Raw genomic sequence first — 15,918 nt, 5'->3', positions numbered from 1 at the left:
TGAAGGTTAGGGCTGTGCCAGCCAGGCGCGGCAGGCCGCCACCGGGTCGCGCAGGCCGCGAAGGTCCAGGGCTTCAACCGGTTCCGGCGGGTGCAGCCGTGCGCCCTGTCCGCTGGCGATGTCGGCTAGGCGCGCGGCGGCGGCCGGGTCGCCGGAAAAGGCGATGTCGGGGATGCCCAGCGCCATGGCGGCCAGCGCATGGCCGGCGGCGGCGCCGCAATCCAGCACGGCCACCAAGGGCGCCCCTGGGAACTCGGCCGCGAGGACGTCCAGCAGGGCGCGCCAGCCGCCGGCGCCCAGCGCGCCGCCCGCGTCCGGCGCGCTGACCAGGCGGACGGGCGCGCCGGCGGCCGCCGCCAAGGCGGCGCGGGCGTCGTCCAGGCGCAGGACGCGGATGGGGGGGCTCACGGCGGTGCAAATCCTGAAAGGAAAAGGGCGCCGCGGCATGGCCGCAGCGCCCTTCATCCTACTCGATCCCGATTGGGATCAGCCAACCTTGTGCAGGGCGACGGCGGTGTCGCTCATGCGGTTGGAGAAGCCCCACTCGTTATCGTACCAGGTCATGATGCGCACGAAGGTGCCGTCGATGACCTTGGTCTCGTTCAGCGCGAAGATGGACGAGTGCGGGTCGTGGTTGAAGTCGGTGGACACCAGCGGTTCGGCATAGACGCCCAGGATGCCCTTCAGCGGGCCCTCGGAAGCGGCGGCCTTGATGGCGGCCGAGACTTCCTCGACCGTGGTGGCCTTCTTGGCCACGAACTTGAAGTCCACGACCGAGACGTTGGGGGTGGGGACGCGCAGCGAGGTGCCGTCCAGCTTGCCCTTCAGCTCCGGCAGCACCTTGCCCACGGCCTTGGCGGCGCCGGTGGAGGTCGGGATGATGTTCAGGGCCGCGGCGCGGGCGCGATGCAGGTCCTTGTGCATCGTGTCGACCGTGTTCTGGTCGCCGGTGTAGCTGTGGATGGTGGTCATGAAGCCGTGCTCGATGCCGATGGCATTGTTCAGCACGTAGGCCACCGGAGCCAGGCAGTTGGTGGTGCAGCTGGCGTTGGAGACGATCTTGTGTTCCGCCGTCAGCTTGTCGTGGTTCACGCCATAGACGACGGTGATGTCCTCATCCGTGCCGGGGGCGGAGATCAGCACCTTCTTGGCGCCGGCGGCCAGGTGCTTGGAGGCGCCTTCCCGCGAGGTGAAGATGCCCGAGCATTCCATGGCCACGTCGATGTCCAGGTCGCCCCAGGGCAGCTTGGTCGGATCGCGTTCCTGCACGACCTTGATCGTGTGGCCGTTGACCACCAGGTTGCCGTCCACCACCTCGACCGTGCCGGGGAAGCGGCCGTGCACGCTGTCGTACTTCAGCAGGTGGGCGTTGGTCTTGGCGTCGGCCAGGTCGTTGATGGCGACCACCTCGACGTCCTTGCGGCCGCTTTCGTAAATGGCGCGCAGCACCAGACGGCCGATGCGCCCGAACCCGTTGATGGCAACACGAACAGCCATGTGTCTTCCTCCGACATCGTTGAACCGCCCCAGGGATCGGGCCGGCTATGCTGAAACCTTGAAGATGGTAAACGTCACGCCGTCGTTTTAGGCGCTATGGGGCTTGCATGGCAGGCCTACCATAGTGGGACGTCTCATCCGGACGCTCGTGTCAAAGCGGGGGCCCCGGTTTGGTTGTCGGAGCCCCGCCTTGGGTACTCACCTCAGAGACGGGCCTTGGCGGCCGCGACCACGCCGTCGACGGTGATGCCGAAGTGGTGGTACAGCTCCTTGTACGGCCCCGACTCGCCGAAGCCGGGCATGCCGACGAAACCGCCCTTGGGGCCGATCCAGCGGTCCCAGCCCATGCGCACCATGGCTTCGACGCCGACGCGGACCACGTCGTCACCGCCCAGCACCCGGGCTCGGTAGGCCTCGCCTTGTTCCACGAACAGCTCCCAGCTGGGCATGGAGACGACGCGCGTGGGCACGCCCTCGGCCTGCAGCACATCGCGTGCCTGCACGGCGATCTCCACTTCCGAGCCGGTGGCCAGCAGCACCACCTTGGCCACCCCGCCTTCAGCCTCGCGCAGGACGTAGGCGCCCTTGGCGGTCAGGTTCTCGTCGGTGTGCTCGGTGCGCAGGGTGGCCAGGTTCTGGCGGGTCAGCGCCAGGACCGACGGGCGGGTCTTGGACCGCAGCGCCAGCTGCCAGCACTCCGCCGTCTCCACCTGGTCGGCGGGGCGGAAGACCAGCAGGTTGGGGATGGCGCGCAGGGCCGCCATATGCTCCACCGGCTGGTGGGTGGGGCCGTCCTCGCCCAGGCCGATGCTGTCGTGGGTCATGACATGCACCACGCGCTGCTTCATCAGGGCGCCCAGGCGGATGGCCGGGCGGCTGTAGTCGGCGAAGCATAGGAAGGTGCCGCTCAGCGGGATCAGGCCGCCGTGCAGGGCCATGCCGTTCATGGCGGCGGCCATGGCGTGCTCACGCACGCCATAGTGGATGTAGCGGCCCTCGTACTTGTCGCGCTGCAGGCTGACGACACCCTTGGTGCGGGTGTTGTTGGACCCGGTCAGGTCGGCGGAGCCGCTGATCAGTTCCGGCACCACGTCGAAGATGGCGTCCAGCACGTTGCCCGAGGCCTGGCGGGTGGCCACGCTGGGGCGGGCCTCGCTGGTGGCGCGCTTGAAGGCGGCGATGACGGCGTCCAGCTCGGCCGGCGCGTCACCCGACTGGGCGGCCTTGAAGGCGGCGCCCAGGCTGTTGTCGGCGGCGGCCAGGCGCTGGTCCCAAGCGCCGGCGGCGGCGGCACCCCGGGCGCCGTATTGGCGCCAGGCGTTCAGGATGGGGGCCGGGATTTCGAAGGGGCCATGCTCCCAGCCGTAGGCGGCGCGGGCGCCGGCGATCTCGGCCGCCCCCAGGGGCGAGCCGTGGCTGGAGTTCTTGCCGGCCTTGGTCGGGGCGCCCAGGCCGATGGTGGTGCGGCAGGCGATCAGCGACGGGGTGCTGGTGGTTTTGGCCTGGGCGATGGCTGCCGCGACCGCCACCGGGTCATGGCCGTCCACGGCCTGCACGTCCCAGCCATAGGCGACGAAGCGGGCCTTCACGTCCTCGGACAAGGACAGGTTGGTGGGGCCGTCGATGGAGATGCTGTTGTCGTCCCACAGGACGATCAGGCGGTCCAGGCCCAGGTGGCCGGCCAGCGACGCGGCCTCATGGCTGACGCCTTCCTGTAGGCAGCCGTCGCCGGCGATGACATAGGTGTGGTGGTCGACCAGGACGTCGCCGAAGCGGGCGTTCAGGTGACGCTCCGCCAGGGCCATACCCACGGCGGTGGCGATGCCCTGGCCCAGCGGGCCCGTGGTCATCTCGATCCCGCGGGCCATGCCGTATTCCGGGTGGCCGGCGGTGCGGGCGCCCAGCTGGCGGAACTTCTTGATCTGCTCAAGGTCGATGTCCTCATACCCCGTGAGGTAGAGCAGCGCGTAGATCAGCATGGAGCCGTGGCCGGCCGACAGCACGAAGCGGTCGCGGTCGGCCCAGTCGGGGCGCTTGGGATCGAACTTCAGGAACTGGGTGAACAGCACGGTGGCGACATCGGCCATGCCCATGGGCATGCCGGGGTGGCCCGACTTGGCCGCTTCCACGGCGTCCATGGCCAGGACGCGGATGGCGGTGGCGAGATCCTTGTGGGGAACGGCCCCGACGGCATCTCCGGTTGCGGGCTGGGACGACATGGGCAGAGGGCCTTTCATCAAGCGGATGCGCTGTGCTCAGAAGGCCGGAAGGGCAGCCGACAGGGCGCCTGCTCCGGCGGATTCAACCGGGACGACCGCCACGGGAAGGGCATTCCCGGGAGACGATCCAGGGCCCGATGCTCCCGATGAGTTGCGCCGCCGCACCGCCTTCTTTAAGGGCGTCGTGCGCGCACAGTCCAGGCGCGAGGGGCGGGCGGCACCATGACCGCCACCGCCTGCCGCGTCAAGGTCCGGGGCCCTCCGAAAACTGCAAGCGCGGCCAGCGTTAACGCCTGTATCCAGCGGGCCTTTCCCGCCGGGCTTTCCCATTCGAGATCCGGTCGCCCGTGCGCCGGGGCCTAATCATCTGTCCGCGCGGTTTTTTTCGCTGGTCTCGACCGCTTTCTTTCTTTATTCGACGCCAGAGCTTATCCATCTTATTTGCACCCGACCTCCCTTCCATTGGCTATCGGACCCGTCTCGTCCCATGGAACGCCTGAAGACCGCGCTGGAACGTCTGGATGCCGCCGTCCTTGTGCTGGACGGGGCGCTGGAACGACGCCTGGCGCAGCCCGCGGTCGTTTCCAGTGATGTCGATGGGGCGGCCAAGGCCCGCATCGCCCAGCTGGAACGGGCGCTGGCGGCGGCGGAAGGGCGGGAGCAGGGGGCCAAGGCAGCGACCGCGGCCTTGTCGGAGCGGCTGGACCGGACCATCGGCCAGTTGCGTGCGGTGCTGGAGGACTGATTAGAAGATGGCCCGCGTGGACATCATCCTGAATGGACGCCCTTATGGCCTGGCCTGCGACGATGGCCAGGAGCAGCGCCTGCGCGAGCTTGGCTCTTATGTTGACGCCCGCCTGCGCGAGGTGGCGCACGACGCTTCCGGCGGCAGCGAGACGCAGCTGCTGGTGCTGACGGCCCTCATGCTGGCGGACGAGATTTTCGACCTGCGCGCCGAGCTGGGCGGCCCGCGCCGGCCCGTGCCGGCCCCGGTGCAGGAAGCGACCCCTGCGCCCCGCGCAGAGGACGATAGCGTCATCGCGGCCGTCGACAGCCTGGCCAAGCGCATCGAAGACATTGCGGCGCGGCTCGATCGCTCCTAAATTAATCGTCTGGAAGGGGGCTGCGCGGCTCGACAGGACGCATTATCCCCAGGGCCGATACCCAATCCTCTAGGGGGCTGTCCCTGCCGACGCCGTGGTGTCGGACATATGGCTCCCACCTGCCTTGGCAGGCCGTGGAGGATACGCTTGTCCATCGGCCGTCGCGGCTCCTTCCAGACCCTCTTTCCCCTCCCGCCCCGCTTGATGCCGGGCCTGTCCTTACGAGGGCCTTATCCGCCCGTGACCGCCACCGCCTCCCGTACCCATGACGCTTCCCCAGCCCCTGGTGCCGCGGCGCCGGCCACAGGCCCGGCGGCCCTGCTGACGGAGGAGGCGGCACGCGCCGCCAAGAAGGCGGTGCGGGTCTCGGCCCGCCGGGCGCGCGCGGAGCTGGAGCTGGACCGCGCCGCGGCCTCCAAGGCGCTGGCCGACAATTTCCTGGGCGCGCTGCCCCAGATCACCGACGGCCTGGCCCCGGTGGGCCTCACCATCGCCTTCTATTGGCCCGTGGGGGATGAGATCGACCCGCGACCGCTGATGCACCGCGTGGTCGCCGCCGGGGTGAAGGCGGCGTTGCCCGTCTGCCAGGCCAAGGGCCAACCCTTGCTGTTCCGCCGTTGGCTGCCCGGCACGCTGCTGTCGCCCGACAAGATGGGCGTGCCGGCGCCGATGGAAGAGGCGGCACCCGGTGGCGGCGGCGTGGTGCCCGACGTGGTGCTGGTGCCGCTGCTGGCCTTCGACCGCCGGGGGCGGCGCCTGGGCTATGGCGCCGGCTTCTACGACCGCACCCTGGCTCTGCTGCGGCGCGAGCATGCCATCCAGGCGGTGGGCATCGCCTTCGCCGATCAGGAACTGGACAAGGTGCCCTGCGACGCGCATGACCAGGGCTTGGATTGGATCGTCACCGAGCGCTACGCCGTTCGGGCCGGGCAGCGGCGCAAGCGCTAGCATTGGTTTTCATCTGGGGTTGGGTCATGCGTCTGTTGTTCCTGGGTGACGTGGTGGGCCGCAGCGGCCGTGACGGCGTGTTGCGGCACTTGCCGGACTTGCGCAAGGCGCTGTCCCTGGACTTCGTCATCGTGAACGGTGAAAACGCGGCCGGCGGCTTCGGCATCACCGAGAAGATCGCGCAGGAATTCTTCGTCGCCGGGGTCGACTGCCTGACCACCGGCAACCATGTCTGGGACCAGAAGGAACTGGTGGGCCAGATCGACCGCCTGCCCAACGTGTTGCGCCCCCTGAACTACCCCGAGGGCACGCCCGGTCGCGGCGCCTCGCTGCTGCCCACCCGTGACGGCCGGCGCAAGGTGCTGGTGGTCAACGTCATGGCCCGCCTGTTCATGGATGCCCTGGACGATCCCTTCGCCGCGGTGGAGAAGGTGCTGCGCACCTACCGCCTGGGCCCGAACGCCGCCGACGCCATCGTCATCGACGTGCATGGCGAGGCCTCGTCGGAAAAGATGGCCATGGGCCATTTCTGCGACGGCCGCGTCACTCTGGTGGTGGGCACCCACACCCACACGCCCACGGCCGACACCCAGATCCTGAACGGCCGCACCGCCTACCAGACCGACGCCGGCATGTGCGGCGACTATGACAGCGTCATCGGCATGAAGAAGGAGGCGGCGGTGCTGCGCCTGACGCGCAAGCTGCCGACCGACCGCCTGACCCCGGCGGAGAACGACGCCACCGTCAGCGTCTGCGGTGTCTTCGTGGAAACGGACGATCGCACCGGCCTGGCCGTGCGGGCCGAGGCGGTGCGCGTGGGCGGCCGCCTGTCGCAGGCCATGCCTAAGCTGGCCCCCAAGCTGGCCTGAGTCGGCCGCACTTTCGCCCCGTCGCCCGCCGCCTTTCCGGTTAGCATTGCAGAAACCTCCTTGGCGGCGTCGCCGGAATTCCGCCATAAAGCGGCCGTAACTCGGACGGAAAGCACGGTCCTGTGACAAGCCTGTGGCAAGCTTCGCCCCCAGGCCTGTCCCTGGGCGTGCCTGATGCCACAACATGTGGTACAAGCTGCCCGGATATACCCCCGCTCAACCCCATATAGAGTTCAGGGTCCCATGGCTGGACATTCACAGTTCAAGAACATCATGCACCGCAAGGGCGCCCAGGACGTCAAGCGGTCCAAGCTGTTCAACAAGCTTGCGCGTGAAATCACCGTGGCCGCCAAGGCGGGCCTGCCCGACCCGGGGCACAACCCGCGCCTGCGCGCCGCCATCCAGGCCGCCCGCGTGCAGAACATGCCGCGCGACCGCATCGACCGCGCCATCAAGCAGGGCACGCCCGGCGCCGGCGACGACACCAATTATGATGAGGTGCGGTACGAGGGCTACGGCCCCGGAGGCGTCGCCCTGATCGTCGAGGCGCTGACCGACAACCGCAACCGCACCGCCTCGGAAGTGCGCTCCGCCTTCTCCAAGCACGGCGGCACGTTGGGCGAGACCAACTCGGTCAGCTTCATGTTCAACCGCATCGGCCTGGTCACCTATCCGGCCAGCGTGGCGGATGCCGACACCGTGCTGGAAGCCGCCATCGAGGCGGGCGCCGACGATGTCAGCAGCGATGGGGAGAGCCACTCCATCATCACCGGTGTCGATAGCCTGGGCGAGGTGCGCGACGCGCTGGAAGCCAAGTTCGGCGCGCCCGAAGGCGCCAAGCTGACCTGGCAGCCGCTGAACACGGTGGCCCCGTCGGAAGACGCGGCGCAGAGCCTGCTGAAGCTGCTGGACGTGCTGGACGACAGCGACGATGTGCAGAACGTCATCGGCAACTTCGAGCTGTCGCCGGAGCTTCTGGAGAAGCTGGGCTAAGCCGGACGGGAAGGGGGACGGCGGCCATGGGGGATCGGTCGATCCGCGTGCTGGGCCTTGATCCGGGCTTGCGCAACATGGGCTGGGGCGTCATCGACGTCTCGGGCAACCGGTTGACGCATGTCGCCGACGGGGTCGTGCACTCCGACGACCGGGACGACTTGGCCCGCCGTCTCGTCACCCTGTACGAAGGCCTGCAGGACGTCATCCGGACTTGGACGCCGGACGAGGCGGCGGTGGAAGAGACCTTCGTGAACAAGAACCCCGTCTCCACCCTGAAGCTGGGGCAGGCGCGGGGCATCGCCCTGCTGGCCCCGGCGCGGGAGGGGCTGTCCGTGTCGGAATACCCGCCCAACCTGGTGAAGAAGTCGGTGGTGGGCGCGGGGCATGCCGACAAGACGCAGGTGCAGGCCATGGTGCGCATGCTGCTGCCGGGCTTCCAGCTGTCCAAGGCGGACGCGGCCGACGCCTTGGCCGTCGCCATCTGCCACGCCCACCACAGCCAGACCCGGCGCCTGATAGGCGGCATCATGGCGGGGGCGGCGCGATGATCGCGAAACTAAAAGGTCTTTTGGACAGCACCGGCCTGGACTGGGCCATCATCGACGTGGGTGGGGTGGGCTATCTCGTCTCCGCCTCCTCCCGCACCTTGCGCCGCCTGGGCGGGGTGGGGGAGGCCGTCTCGGTCCTGACCGAGATGTGGGTGTCGGAAGACAAGATGCAGCTGTTCGCCTTCGCCGACGTGGCGGAGCGGGACTGGTTCCGCCTGCTGACCACGGTGCAGGGGGTGGGCGCCCGCGTCGCCCTGGCCGTGCTGTCCGTGCTGTCGCCGGAGCAGATCGCCCAGGCCCTGATGGCCCAGGACAAGACAGCGCTGACACAGGCCGACGGCGTGGGGCCGAAGCTGGCCACCCGCATGATCAGCGAGCTGAAGGACAAGGTGCCGGCCCTGGCGCTGACCCCCACCTTGGCTGGCACGCCGGCCGGCAAGACGGATGCGGCGGCGGCCCCCGCCGCCAACGGCGCCGTGGCCGACGCCGTTTCCGCCCTGGTCAACCTGGGCTACAAGCGGCTGGAGGCCTTCGCCGCCGTCACCACTTGCGCCACCCGTCTGGGGCCTGAGGCCGGTGTTTCCGAACTGATTCGTGCCGGCCTCAAGGAACTGAGCGCATGAGCGGCCCGGAGTCGGACCGTTTGGTGAGCCGCGAACGGGCCGCGGGGGATGGGCAGGACGTGTCGCTGCGTCCATTGTCCCTGGCCGATTTCACCGGCCAACGCCAAGTGCGCGAGAACCTGTCCATCTTCATCCAGGCCGCCCGCTCACGGGGCGAGTCGCTGGACCATGTGCTGCTGTTCGGCCCGCCCGGCCTGGGCAAGACCACGCTGGCCCAGATCGTGGCGAAGGAGATGGGGGCCGGGTTCCGCGCCACTTCCGGCCCGGTCATCGCCAAGGCCGGCGATCTGGCGGCCCTGCTGACCAACCTGCAGCCGCATGACGTGCTGTTCATCGACGAGATCCACCGCCTGTCTCCGGCGGTGGAGGAAATCCTCTACCCGGCCATGGAGGATTTCCACCTGGACCTCATCATTGGCGAGGGGCCGGCCGCGCGTTCCGTCCGCATCGACCTGCCGCCCTTCACCCTGGTGGGCGCCACCACCCGATCCGGCCTCATCACCCGCCCCTTGCGGGAGCGATTCGGCATTCCCCTGCGCATGCAGTTCTATGAGCCGGAGGAGCTGCAGCTGATCGTCGGCCGTGCCGCCCGCCTGCTGGACATGACGCTGCTGCCGGAAGGGGCGCTGGAGATCGCGCGCCGCTCACGCGGCACGCCGCGCGTGGCCGGACGCCTGCTGCGACGGGTGCGCGACTTCGCCGCCGTGGCCGGCGCCACCGAGATCGACGCCCGCGCGGCCGACATCGCCCTGACCCGGCTGGAGGTCGATCGCCTGGGCTTCGACGCCATGGACCGGCGCTATCTCAATTGCATCGCCAACAATTACGGTGGCGGCCCGGTGGGGGTGGAGACGCTGGCGGCCGCCTTGTCGGAACAGCGCGACGTGCTGGAAGAGGTGATCGAGCCCTATCTGATCCAGCAGGGCCTGCTGCAGCGCACGCCGCGTGGCCGCCTGCTGACCGACATGGGCTATCGCTATCTGGGCCTGCCCGCCCCCGTGGCCACCCCGGCGCGCCAGCTGGACCTGCTGGGGCCCATGGACGTGGAAGGGCCGGACGCGGAGGAGGGGCTGGATGTCTGAGGCCCTTGACCTGCTTGGGGGCCATCTCTCCGGCCATATGGTGGGCGACGTCCACCACTTCCCCGTCCGTGTCTATTACGAGGACACGGATGCCGGCGGCATCGTCTACCACGCCAACTACCTGCGCTATGCCGAGCGGGCGCGGACGGAGATGCTGCGCGTGCTGGGGGTGCCGCATGCGGAACAGGTGGCGGCGACCGGCGTCGCTTTCGCCGTGCGCCGCTGCACCATGGACTTTCTGGCCCCGGCGCGGCTGGAGGACACACTTCTGGTGCGCAGCCGCATCACCAGTGTCACCGGTGCAACGGTTTTAGCGGAACAGACCATATACCGGCCACAAAGTGGTGGCATTGTGCCGCCCGGCGCGGCGACCCCGGATACGGTGACGGGGGAGGACCAGACCCTGGTCCGGCTGAGCCTGAAACTGGCCTGCATCAACGCCCAAGGCCGGGCGGTGCGGGTCCCAACGCCGGTGGCGCAGGCCTTCGCCCGTTTGGGGGTAGGTCGGGGCAACGGCGAAAAGATCAATTCGAAGGGTGACGGCGCGTCGGCGGACGCCCCGTCCGAAGAGTGAGAGTGGCGATGCAGCATCTGATCATGAATTTCGTGGCCCTGGGCGCCAATCCGACGGCGGACCTGTCGGCCCTCAGCCTGTTCATGACGGCCAACTGGCTGGTCAAGGCCATCATGCTGGGGCTGCTGGCGGCCTCGGTCTGGGTGTGGGCCATCATCTTCGACAAGTCGGTCAAGCTGCGCCGCATGAAGGCCGCCGCCGCCGATTTCGAGGAGCAGTTCTGGTCCGGCGGCTCGCTGGACCAGTTGTATGAGGAGGTGGGCAAGGCCCCCAGCGACCCGCTGTCCGCCACCTTCGCCGCCGGCATGCGCGAATGGCGCCACGCCAACGAGCGCGGGCTGACCTCCTCCGGCGCCATGCGCGCCAACCTGGCCCAGCGCATCGAGCGCGTGATGTCCGTGACCGTCAGCCGCGAGATGGCGCAGACGGAACGCTACATCACCGTGCTGGCCACCGTCGGGTCCAATGCCCCCTTCGTCGGCCTGCTGGGCACGGTGTGGGGCATCATGCACAGCTTCACCAGCATCGCGGCGGCCGGCAACACCAGCTTGGCGGTCGTGGCCCCCTCCATCGCCGAGGCGCTGTTCGCCACGGCCCTGGGCCTGGTGGCGGCCATCCCGGCCAGCATCGCCTACAACAAGTTCTCCTCCGACATCGCCCGCTTCGGCGACCGGCTGGACTCATTCGTGACAGAATTCAGCGCCATCCTGCAGCGCCACCTGGAAGAGCGGGGCTGACATGGGCGCGTCGCTGTCGGGAAAGCAGTCCACGGGCCGGGGGCGCCGCCGCGCGCGCCCCATGGCCGACATCAACGTCACGCCCATGGTGGACGTGATGCTGGTGCTGCTCATCATCTTCATGGTGACGGCGCCCTTGCTGACCGTGGGCGTGCCGGTCGACCTGCCCAAGACAAACGCCAAGGCCATCCCGGGCCAGGACGAGCCGCTGGTCGTGTCCATCCGCGACAATGGCGACGTCTACCTGAACGAGACCAAGACGGACCTGACCGACCTGGTGCCGCGTCTGGAGGCCATCAGCCAGAACAACGCCGACGCCCGCATCTTCGTGCGGGGCGACAAGTCCCTGGCCTATGGCCGCATCGTCGAGGTCATGGGGGCGATCAGCAGCGCCGGCTACAAGAAGGTGTCGCTGATCGCGCAACTGCCTGACACCCCGGCCCGTCATTAGCAGGAAGCCAGACCGATCCCATGCGTCCGGCCATCATCTTTTCAGTCGTCCTGCATGTCGCGCTGCTGCTGCTGGCGATCCTTGGCCTGCCTTTGCTGAAAAGCGAACCGCTGGTCATGTCGGAGCCTGTGGCGGTGGAGATGGACATCAGCGAGCTGACCAACACGTCGGTCAAGCCGCCGGAGACGCCGCAGCCGCCGGCGCCCAGGGCGCCCGAGCCGCAGCCCGACCCGACCCCACCCACCCCGCCGCAGCAGCAGGCCGAGGCCGAGCCGACTCCGCCGCCACCGGAAACGGTGCCGGAAAAGCCGACCCCGCCCGAACCGCCGAAGCCGGAGCCGCCTAAGCCCACCCCCGCGCCGCCGCCCCCGCCGGAGCCCGAGGCCCTGCCCATCAAGAAGATGGAGGTGCCCAAGGTGGAAGAGCAGAAGACGGTGGAGCTGGAACAGCCCAAGCCAGTGCCGAAGCCGGAACCCCCCAAGCCCGAACCCAAGAAGCCTGAGCCGCCGAAGAAGGATACGCCGTCCCTGGACAGCATCCTGAAGAACGTGGACAAGCTGAAGGAAGACAAGCCCAAGGAGACGGCGAAGGACACGCCGGCGAAAGACACACCGAAGACACAGCAGACCTCGGTGGCTCAGCCTCAATCCGACCATCTTTCGGCGTCAGAACAGGACGCCCTGCGCTCGCAATTGGCGGGATGCTGGGCCGTGCCGGCTGGTGGCAAGGATGTGGACAAGATGAGCGCCGACATCCGCGTCACCTTCGACAGTTCCATGCGCGTCACCAAGGTGGACTACGTGTCCGGCAACGGCTCGCTGTCCAACCCCACGTACCGCAGCTTCGTGGAGAGCACCCTCCGCGCGCTGCAGAAGGATCAGTGTTCGACCTTGCGCCTGCCCAAGGAAAAGTACGGCGGGGCCGGGTCCATCGTGTTCACGTTCAGCCCGAAGGACATGTTCTGATGACCACGCGACAGACGCTAACCGCCCTACGGCGCGCCATCGCCCTGGCTGCCGTGATGATCATGGCGGTCGCGGTTCAGGCCAAGGCCGAGCTGCATCTCGATATCACTGTGGGCAATGTCCAACCGCTGCCCATCGCCGTCACCCAATTCTATGGCGAGGCGGTGGGCGCGCAGATCGCCAACGTGGTCGAGGCCGACCTGGAACGCTCCGGCCTGTTCCGTCCCCTGGACCACCGCGCCTTCATCCAGACGCCGGACCAGCTGGCCAATGGCCTGCCGCGCTACGGCGACTGGAAGGTCATCAACGCCCAGGCCCTGGTCAGTGGCACCGCCAGCGTGCAGCCCGATGGCCGGCTGAAGGTGGAGTTCCGCCTGTTCGACGTGCTGGCGCAGCAGCAGCTGACCGGCCTGGCCTACTTCACCCAACCTGATGGCTGGCGCCGCATCGCCCACATCATCGCCGACGCCATCTATAAGCGCATCACGGGCGAGGACGGCTACTTCGACACCCGCATCGTCTACATCGCCGAATCAGGTCCGGCGACGGCGCGGCAGAAGCGCCTGGCCATCATGGACCAGGATGGCGAGAATAACCTGTATCTGACCGATGGCCGGGTGCTGGTGTTAACGCCGCGTTTCTCGCCCACGGCTCAGGAAATTACATACCTGAGTTACTTCAACAACAGGCCTAGGGTGTACATCTTCAACGTGGACACCGGCCGGCAGGAAGTTTTGGGTGACTTTCCGGGCATGACCTTCGCCCCGCGTTTCTCGCCCGACGGCAACAAGGTCATCATGAGCTTGGCCCAGAACGGCAACACCGACATCTACCTGCTGGACCTGCGCACCCGTCGCCAGACCCGCCTGACCGACAATCCGGCCATTGATACCGCGCCGTCCTTCTCGCCTGACGGAAGTAAAATTACTTTCGAGTCCGACAGAGGCGGAAGTCAACAGATCTATACGATGAATGCTGACGGCACGAATGTTCAACGCATTACTTTCGGTGCCGGAAAGTATGGCACCCCGGTATGGTCGCCCCGTGGTGACCTCATCGCCTTCACACGGATCAACGGTGGCCGGTTCTCGATCGGCGTGATCCGTCCCGACGGTTCCGGTGAGCGCGAATTGAGCACCGGCTACCTGGTTGAGGGCCCGACGTGGGCGCCCAACGGCCGTGTCCTCATGTATTTTAAGGAAAAGCCGACGGGTGAGGGCGGCCGTCAGCGCCAGGTCCGCCTCTACTCCATCGATCTCACGGGACGCAACGAACGGCAGATGCTAACGCCTACGGATGCCTCGGACCCCGCTTGGTCGCCCTTGATTCCGTGATAGGGCCACAGTACTTTCGCAGCGCAAGAGCGACGTAAGACTTGTCGGTCTACAGAGACGGGAATAAGTGGCGGTGGCGGCTTGACAGCTGCCGCCGCCACCTCACTTCAATCGAGATCGCGGTCGCGATAATAGCAATCCCACTTTAAAGTTGTCCGTAGGGGGTCTCAAACTATGCGCATGAAATATCTGAGCCTGTGTGCTGCTCTGGCCCTGGTGGCCGCTTGCTCCTCCACCCCGGAGAAGAAGGCCGAAGTCGCCACCGGCGGTACCGCCACCACCACCACCACGCCGCCGGCCGCCAAGCCGACCGGCCCGGTCCCGGGTTCCAAGGAAGACTTCGTGGTCAACGTTGGTGACCGCGTGTTCTTCGGTTACGACAAGTTCGACCTGACCCCGGAAGCCACCGCGACCCTGGATAAGCAGGCCGCCTGGCTGAAGAAGTGGGGTTCGGTCACCATCACGATCGAAGGCCACGCTGACGAGCGCGGCACCCGCGAGTACAACCTCGCCCTGGGTGAGCGCCGCGCCAACGCCGTGAAGAACTACCTGACCGCCACCGGCGTTGACCTGGCCCGCGTGCAGGTGATCAGCTACGGCAAGGAGCGTCCCGCCGTCCTCGGTTCCAACGAGGCCGCCTGGGCGCAGAACCGTCGCGGCGTGACGGTCATCAACTGATCTGCCCCGCACGGGTAGCCAGTTAAAGGGCGCCGTTCGACCCGCGAGGTCGGACGGCGCCTTTTTATTTGGCGAATATTACCTTTGGGCAGAGCAATACTGCTTTTGAGGTAGCGCGGCCCCCGGACGCCTCTTCCGGGCGGGCGGGGCCCGCGCTAAGGTCGCGCTTGGCGGGCCGCCTAGCCCTTGCCAAGCTTGTCGCCCGTTCCCCGCTGATCCTTCCCCGGAACCGATCCATGACGCCGTCGCTGTCGTCCCCGATTTCCCCCCGTCCGCAAATCCGCGGCAGCCGCTGGTGGCGGATCGCGCTGCGCCGCACCGCCGTGCTGGGCTTCGCCGCCCTGGTCGCCGCCCCGCTGCTGACCTCAGGTCCGGCCCGGGCGCAAAGCCGCGATATGCAGGACCTGTTGAACCGCCTGTCCCGGCTGGAGACGGACGTGCAGACCTTGTCGCGCGACGTCTACCGCAACGGCGTGAAGCCTTCGGGCCCCATGACCGGCACGCCCGGCGGCGGCTCGGCCGCGGCCGGCGAGATCGAGGTGCTCAAGCTGCAGATGGAGACCCAGACGCAGCAGCAGACCGGCAAGTATGAGGAGTTGGCCTACCAAGTCAGCCAGATCAAGGACCGGTTGGACAAGCTGTCGGCCGACATCGACCTGCGCCTGCAGAAGCTGGAGGACAAGGCCGGCATCGGCCTGGGCGCCGCGGCCAGCGGCGGCGGCGATGCCGGCGCCCCGCCGCCCGATGTGCGGGGCGGGGGCAAGCCGCCGCTTCCGGGCACCGATTCCGGCCCGGTGCCACCGCCGGGCGGGAACAAGGGCGGCGCCCCGGCCCCGGCCCCGGCCCCGGCCGACTCCGCCGGCACCCTGCCGGCCGGCCCGGCGCAAGAGCAGTACGATTACGCCTTCAACCTGCTGCGCCAGGGCGACGCGCCCAATGCGGAAAAGGCCTTCACCCAGTTCCTGAAGCAGAACCCCGATAGCCCGCTGGCCTCCAACGCCCAGTACTGGCTGGGGGAGACCTTCTACATGCGGGGCAACTACAAGTCCGCCGCGGTGGCCTTCGGTGACGGCTACAAGAAGTACCCGAAGAGCAACAAGGGCGCGGACTATCTGCTGAAGCTGGCCCTGTCCCTGGACGGCCTGGGCGACAAGGCCAGCGCCTGTGTGGTGCTGAAGCAGCTGGATGCCGACAAGGACGCCGCCCCCACGCTGAAGCGCCGGGGCGAGGACCAGAAGAACCGCCTGGGCTGCAAGTAGCGGGATGGGGGGCGCCATGGGCGACGGCCGGGCGT

At 68.1% G+C, this 15,918-nt stretch carries 18 protein-coding genes and 1 other RNA gene; 16 read left to right on the top strand and 3 right to left on the bottom strand.

The window, feature by feature from the left end:
* Positions 1 to 6: 6 nt before the first annotated feature.
* From UAA55_RS25815 to tkt, 3 genes are all read right to left on the bottom strand, one after another.
* On the bottom strand, positions 7 to 408 hold the full coding sequence (locus UAA55_RS25815) for a hypothetical protein (protein ID WP_322956368.1): 402 nt from the start codon (positions 406 to 408) through the stop codon (positions 7 to 9).
* A gap of 78 nt (positions 409 to 486) precedes the next feature.
* Positions 487 to 1,497 carry a type I glyceraldehyde-3-phosphate dehydrogenase gene (gene gap / locus UAA55_RS25810; RefSeq protein ID WP_322956367.1) on the bottom strand — a complete coding sequence of 337 codons (1,011 nt, stop codon included), beginning with the start codon at positions 1,495 to 1,497 and terminating at the stop codon, positions 487 to 489.
* A gap of 203 nt (positions 1,498 to 1,700) precedes the next feature.
* Positions 1,701 to 3,716 carry a transketolase gene (tkt, locus tag UAA55_RS25805; protein ID WP_322956366.1) on the bottom strand — a complete coding sequence of 672 codons (2,016 nt, stop codon included), beginning with the start codon at positions 3,714 to 3,716 and terminating at the stop codon, positions 1,701 to 1,703.
* Between the two features lie 487 nt (positions 3,717 to 4,203).
* Between tkt and UAA55_RS25800 the strand changes: the two genes are divergently transcribed.
* The 16 genes from UAA55_RS25800 (at position 4,204) to ybgF (ending at position 15,883) form a co-directional block, all read left to right on the top strand.
* The gene (locus UAA55_RS25800; protein WP_322956365.1) at positions 4,204 to 4,461 is read left to right on the top strand and encodes a hypothetical protein; all 258 of its coding nucleotides are present in this window, start codon (positions 4,204 to 4,206) and stop codon (positions 4,459 to 4,461) included.
* A 7-nt stretch (positions 4,462 to 4,468) separates the two neighbouring features.
* Positions 4,469 to 4,819, top strand: coding sequence for a cell division protein ZapA (locus UAA55_RS25795; protein WP_145611620.1), 351 nt, complete (start codon positions 4,469 to 4,471; stop codon positions 4,817 to 4,819).
* Positions 4,820 to 4,833: 14 nt separating this feature from the next.
* Positions 4,834 to 4,993, top strand: a non-coding RNA gene (gene ssrS, locus UAA55_RS25790) — 6S RNA.
* Positions 4,994 to 5,059: 66 nt separating this feature from the next.
* Positions 5,060 to 5,767: a 5-formyltetrahydrofolate cyclo-ligase gene (locus tag UAA55_RS25785; RefSeq protein WP_322956364.1), complete on the top strand. Its 708-nt coding sequence runs from the start codon at positions 5,060 to 5,062 to the stop codon at positions 5,765 to 5,767.
* A 26-nt stretch (positions 5,768 to 5,793) separates the two neighbouring features.
* Complete coding sequence (locus tag UAA55_RS25780; protein ID WP_322956362.1) at positions 5,794 to 6,636, top strand: TIGR00282 family metallophosphoesterase; 843 nt, start codon at positions 5,794 to 5,796, stop codon at positions 6,634 to 6,636.
* Between the two features lie 243 nt (positions 6,637 to 6,879).
* Complete coding sequence (locus tag UAA55_RS25775; RefSeq protein WP_322956360.1) at positions 6,880 to 7,629, top strand: YebC/PmpR family DNA-binding transcriptional regulator; 750 nt, start codon at positions 6,880 to 6,882, stop codon at positions 7,627 to 7,629.
* Positions 7,630 to 7,655: 26 nt separating this feature from the next.
* A complete protein-coding gene (gene ruvC, locus UAA55_RS25770; protein WP_322956359.1) occupies positions 7,656 to 8,180 on the top strand; it encodes a crossover junction endodeoxyribonuclease RuvC in 525 nt (174 codons plus the stop codon).
* Positions 8,177 to 8,803 (top strand): Holliday junction branch migration protein RuvA, encoded by a 627-nt coding sequence (gene ruvA / locus UAA55_RS25765; protein WP_322956357.1) that lies wholly within the window; start codon positions 8,177 to 8,179, stop codon positions 8,801 to 8,803. Before ruvC ends, ruvA begins: the two co-directional genes overlap by 4 nt.
* Positions 8,800 to 9,885 (top strand): Holliday junction branch migration DNA helicase RuvB, encoded by a 1,086-nt coding sequence (ruvB, locus tag UAA55_RS25760; protein WP_322956355.1) that lies wholly within the window; start codon positions 8,800 to 8,802, stop codon positions 9,883 to 9,885. The genes ruvA and ruvB overlap by 4 nt, the downstream gene beginning before the upstream one ends.
* Positions 9,878 to 10,459, top strand: coding sequence for a YbgC/FadM family acyl-CoA thioesterase (locus UAA55_RS25755; protein ID WP_322956352.1), 582 nt, complete (start codon positions 9,878 to 9,880; stop codon positions 10,457 to 10,459). Before ruvB ends, UAA55_RS25755 begins: the two co-directional genes overlap by 8 nt.
* Positions 10,460 to 10,467: 8 nt before the next feature.
* Entirely contained in the window at positions 10,468 to 11,196 is a 729-nt protein-coding gene (gene tolQ / locus UAA55_RS25750) for a protein TolQ (protein WP_322956351.1), read from the top strand.
* A 1-nt stretch (position 11,197) separates the two neighbouring features.
* The gene (gene tolR / locus UAA55_RS25745) at positions 11,198 to 11,647 is read left to right on the top strand and encodes a protein TolR (RefSeq protein ID WP_322956350.1); all 450 of its coding nucleotides are present in this window, start codon (positions 11,198 to 11,200) and stop codon (positions 11,645 to 11,647) included.
* Between the two features lie 20 nt (positions 11,648 to 11,667).
* Positions 11,668 to 12,612, top strand: coding sequence for a hypothetical protein (locus UAA55_RS25740; protein WP_322956348.1), 945 nt, complete (start codon positions 11,668 to 11,670; stop codon positions 12,610 to 12,612).
* Positions 12,612 to 13,946 (top strand): Tol-Pal system beta propeller repeat protein TolB, encoded by a 1,335-nt coding sequence (tolB, locus tag UAA55_RS25735; protein ID WP_322956347.1) that lies wholly within the window; start codon positions 12,612 to 12,614, stop codon positions 13,944 to 13,946. The genes UAA55_RS25740 and tolB overlap by 1 nt, the downstream gene beginning before the upstream one ends.
* Before the next feature lie 174 nt (positions 13,947 to 14,120).
* The gene (gene pal, locus UAA55_RS25730) at positions 14,121 to 14,624 is read left to right on the top strand and encodes a peptidoglycan-associated lipoprotein Pal (protein ID WP_322956346.1); all 504 of its coding nucleotides are present in this window, start codon (positions 14,121 to 14,123) and stop codon (positions 14,622 to 14,624) included.
* Positions 14,625 to 14,860: 236 nt separating this feature from the next.
* Complete coding sequence (gene ybgF, locus UAA55_RS25725; protein ID WP_322956345.1) at positions 14,861 to 15,883, top strand: tol-pal system protein YbgF; 1,023 nt, start codon at positions 14,861 to 14,863, stop codon at positions 15,881 to 15,883.
* Positions 15,884 to 15,918: the final 35 nt, after the last annotated feature.

Source organism: Nitrospirillum guanabarense, from assembly GCF_034653355.1.
Lineage (GTDB): Bacteria > Pseudomonadota > Alphaproteobacteria > Azospirillales > Azospirillaceae > Nitrospirillum.
This window is presented reverse-complemented; position numbering and strand designations above follow the sequence as displayed.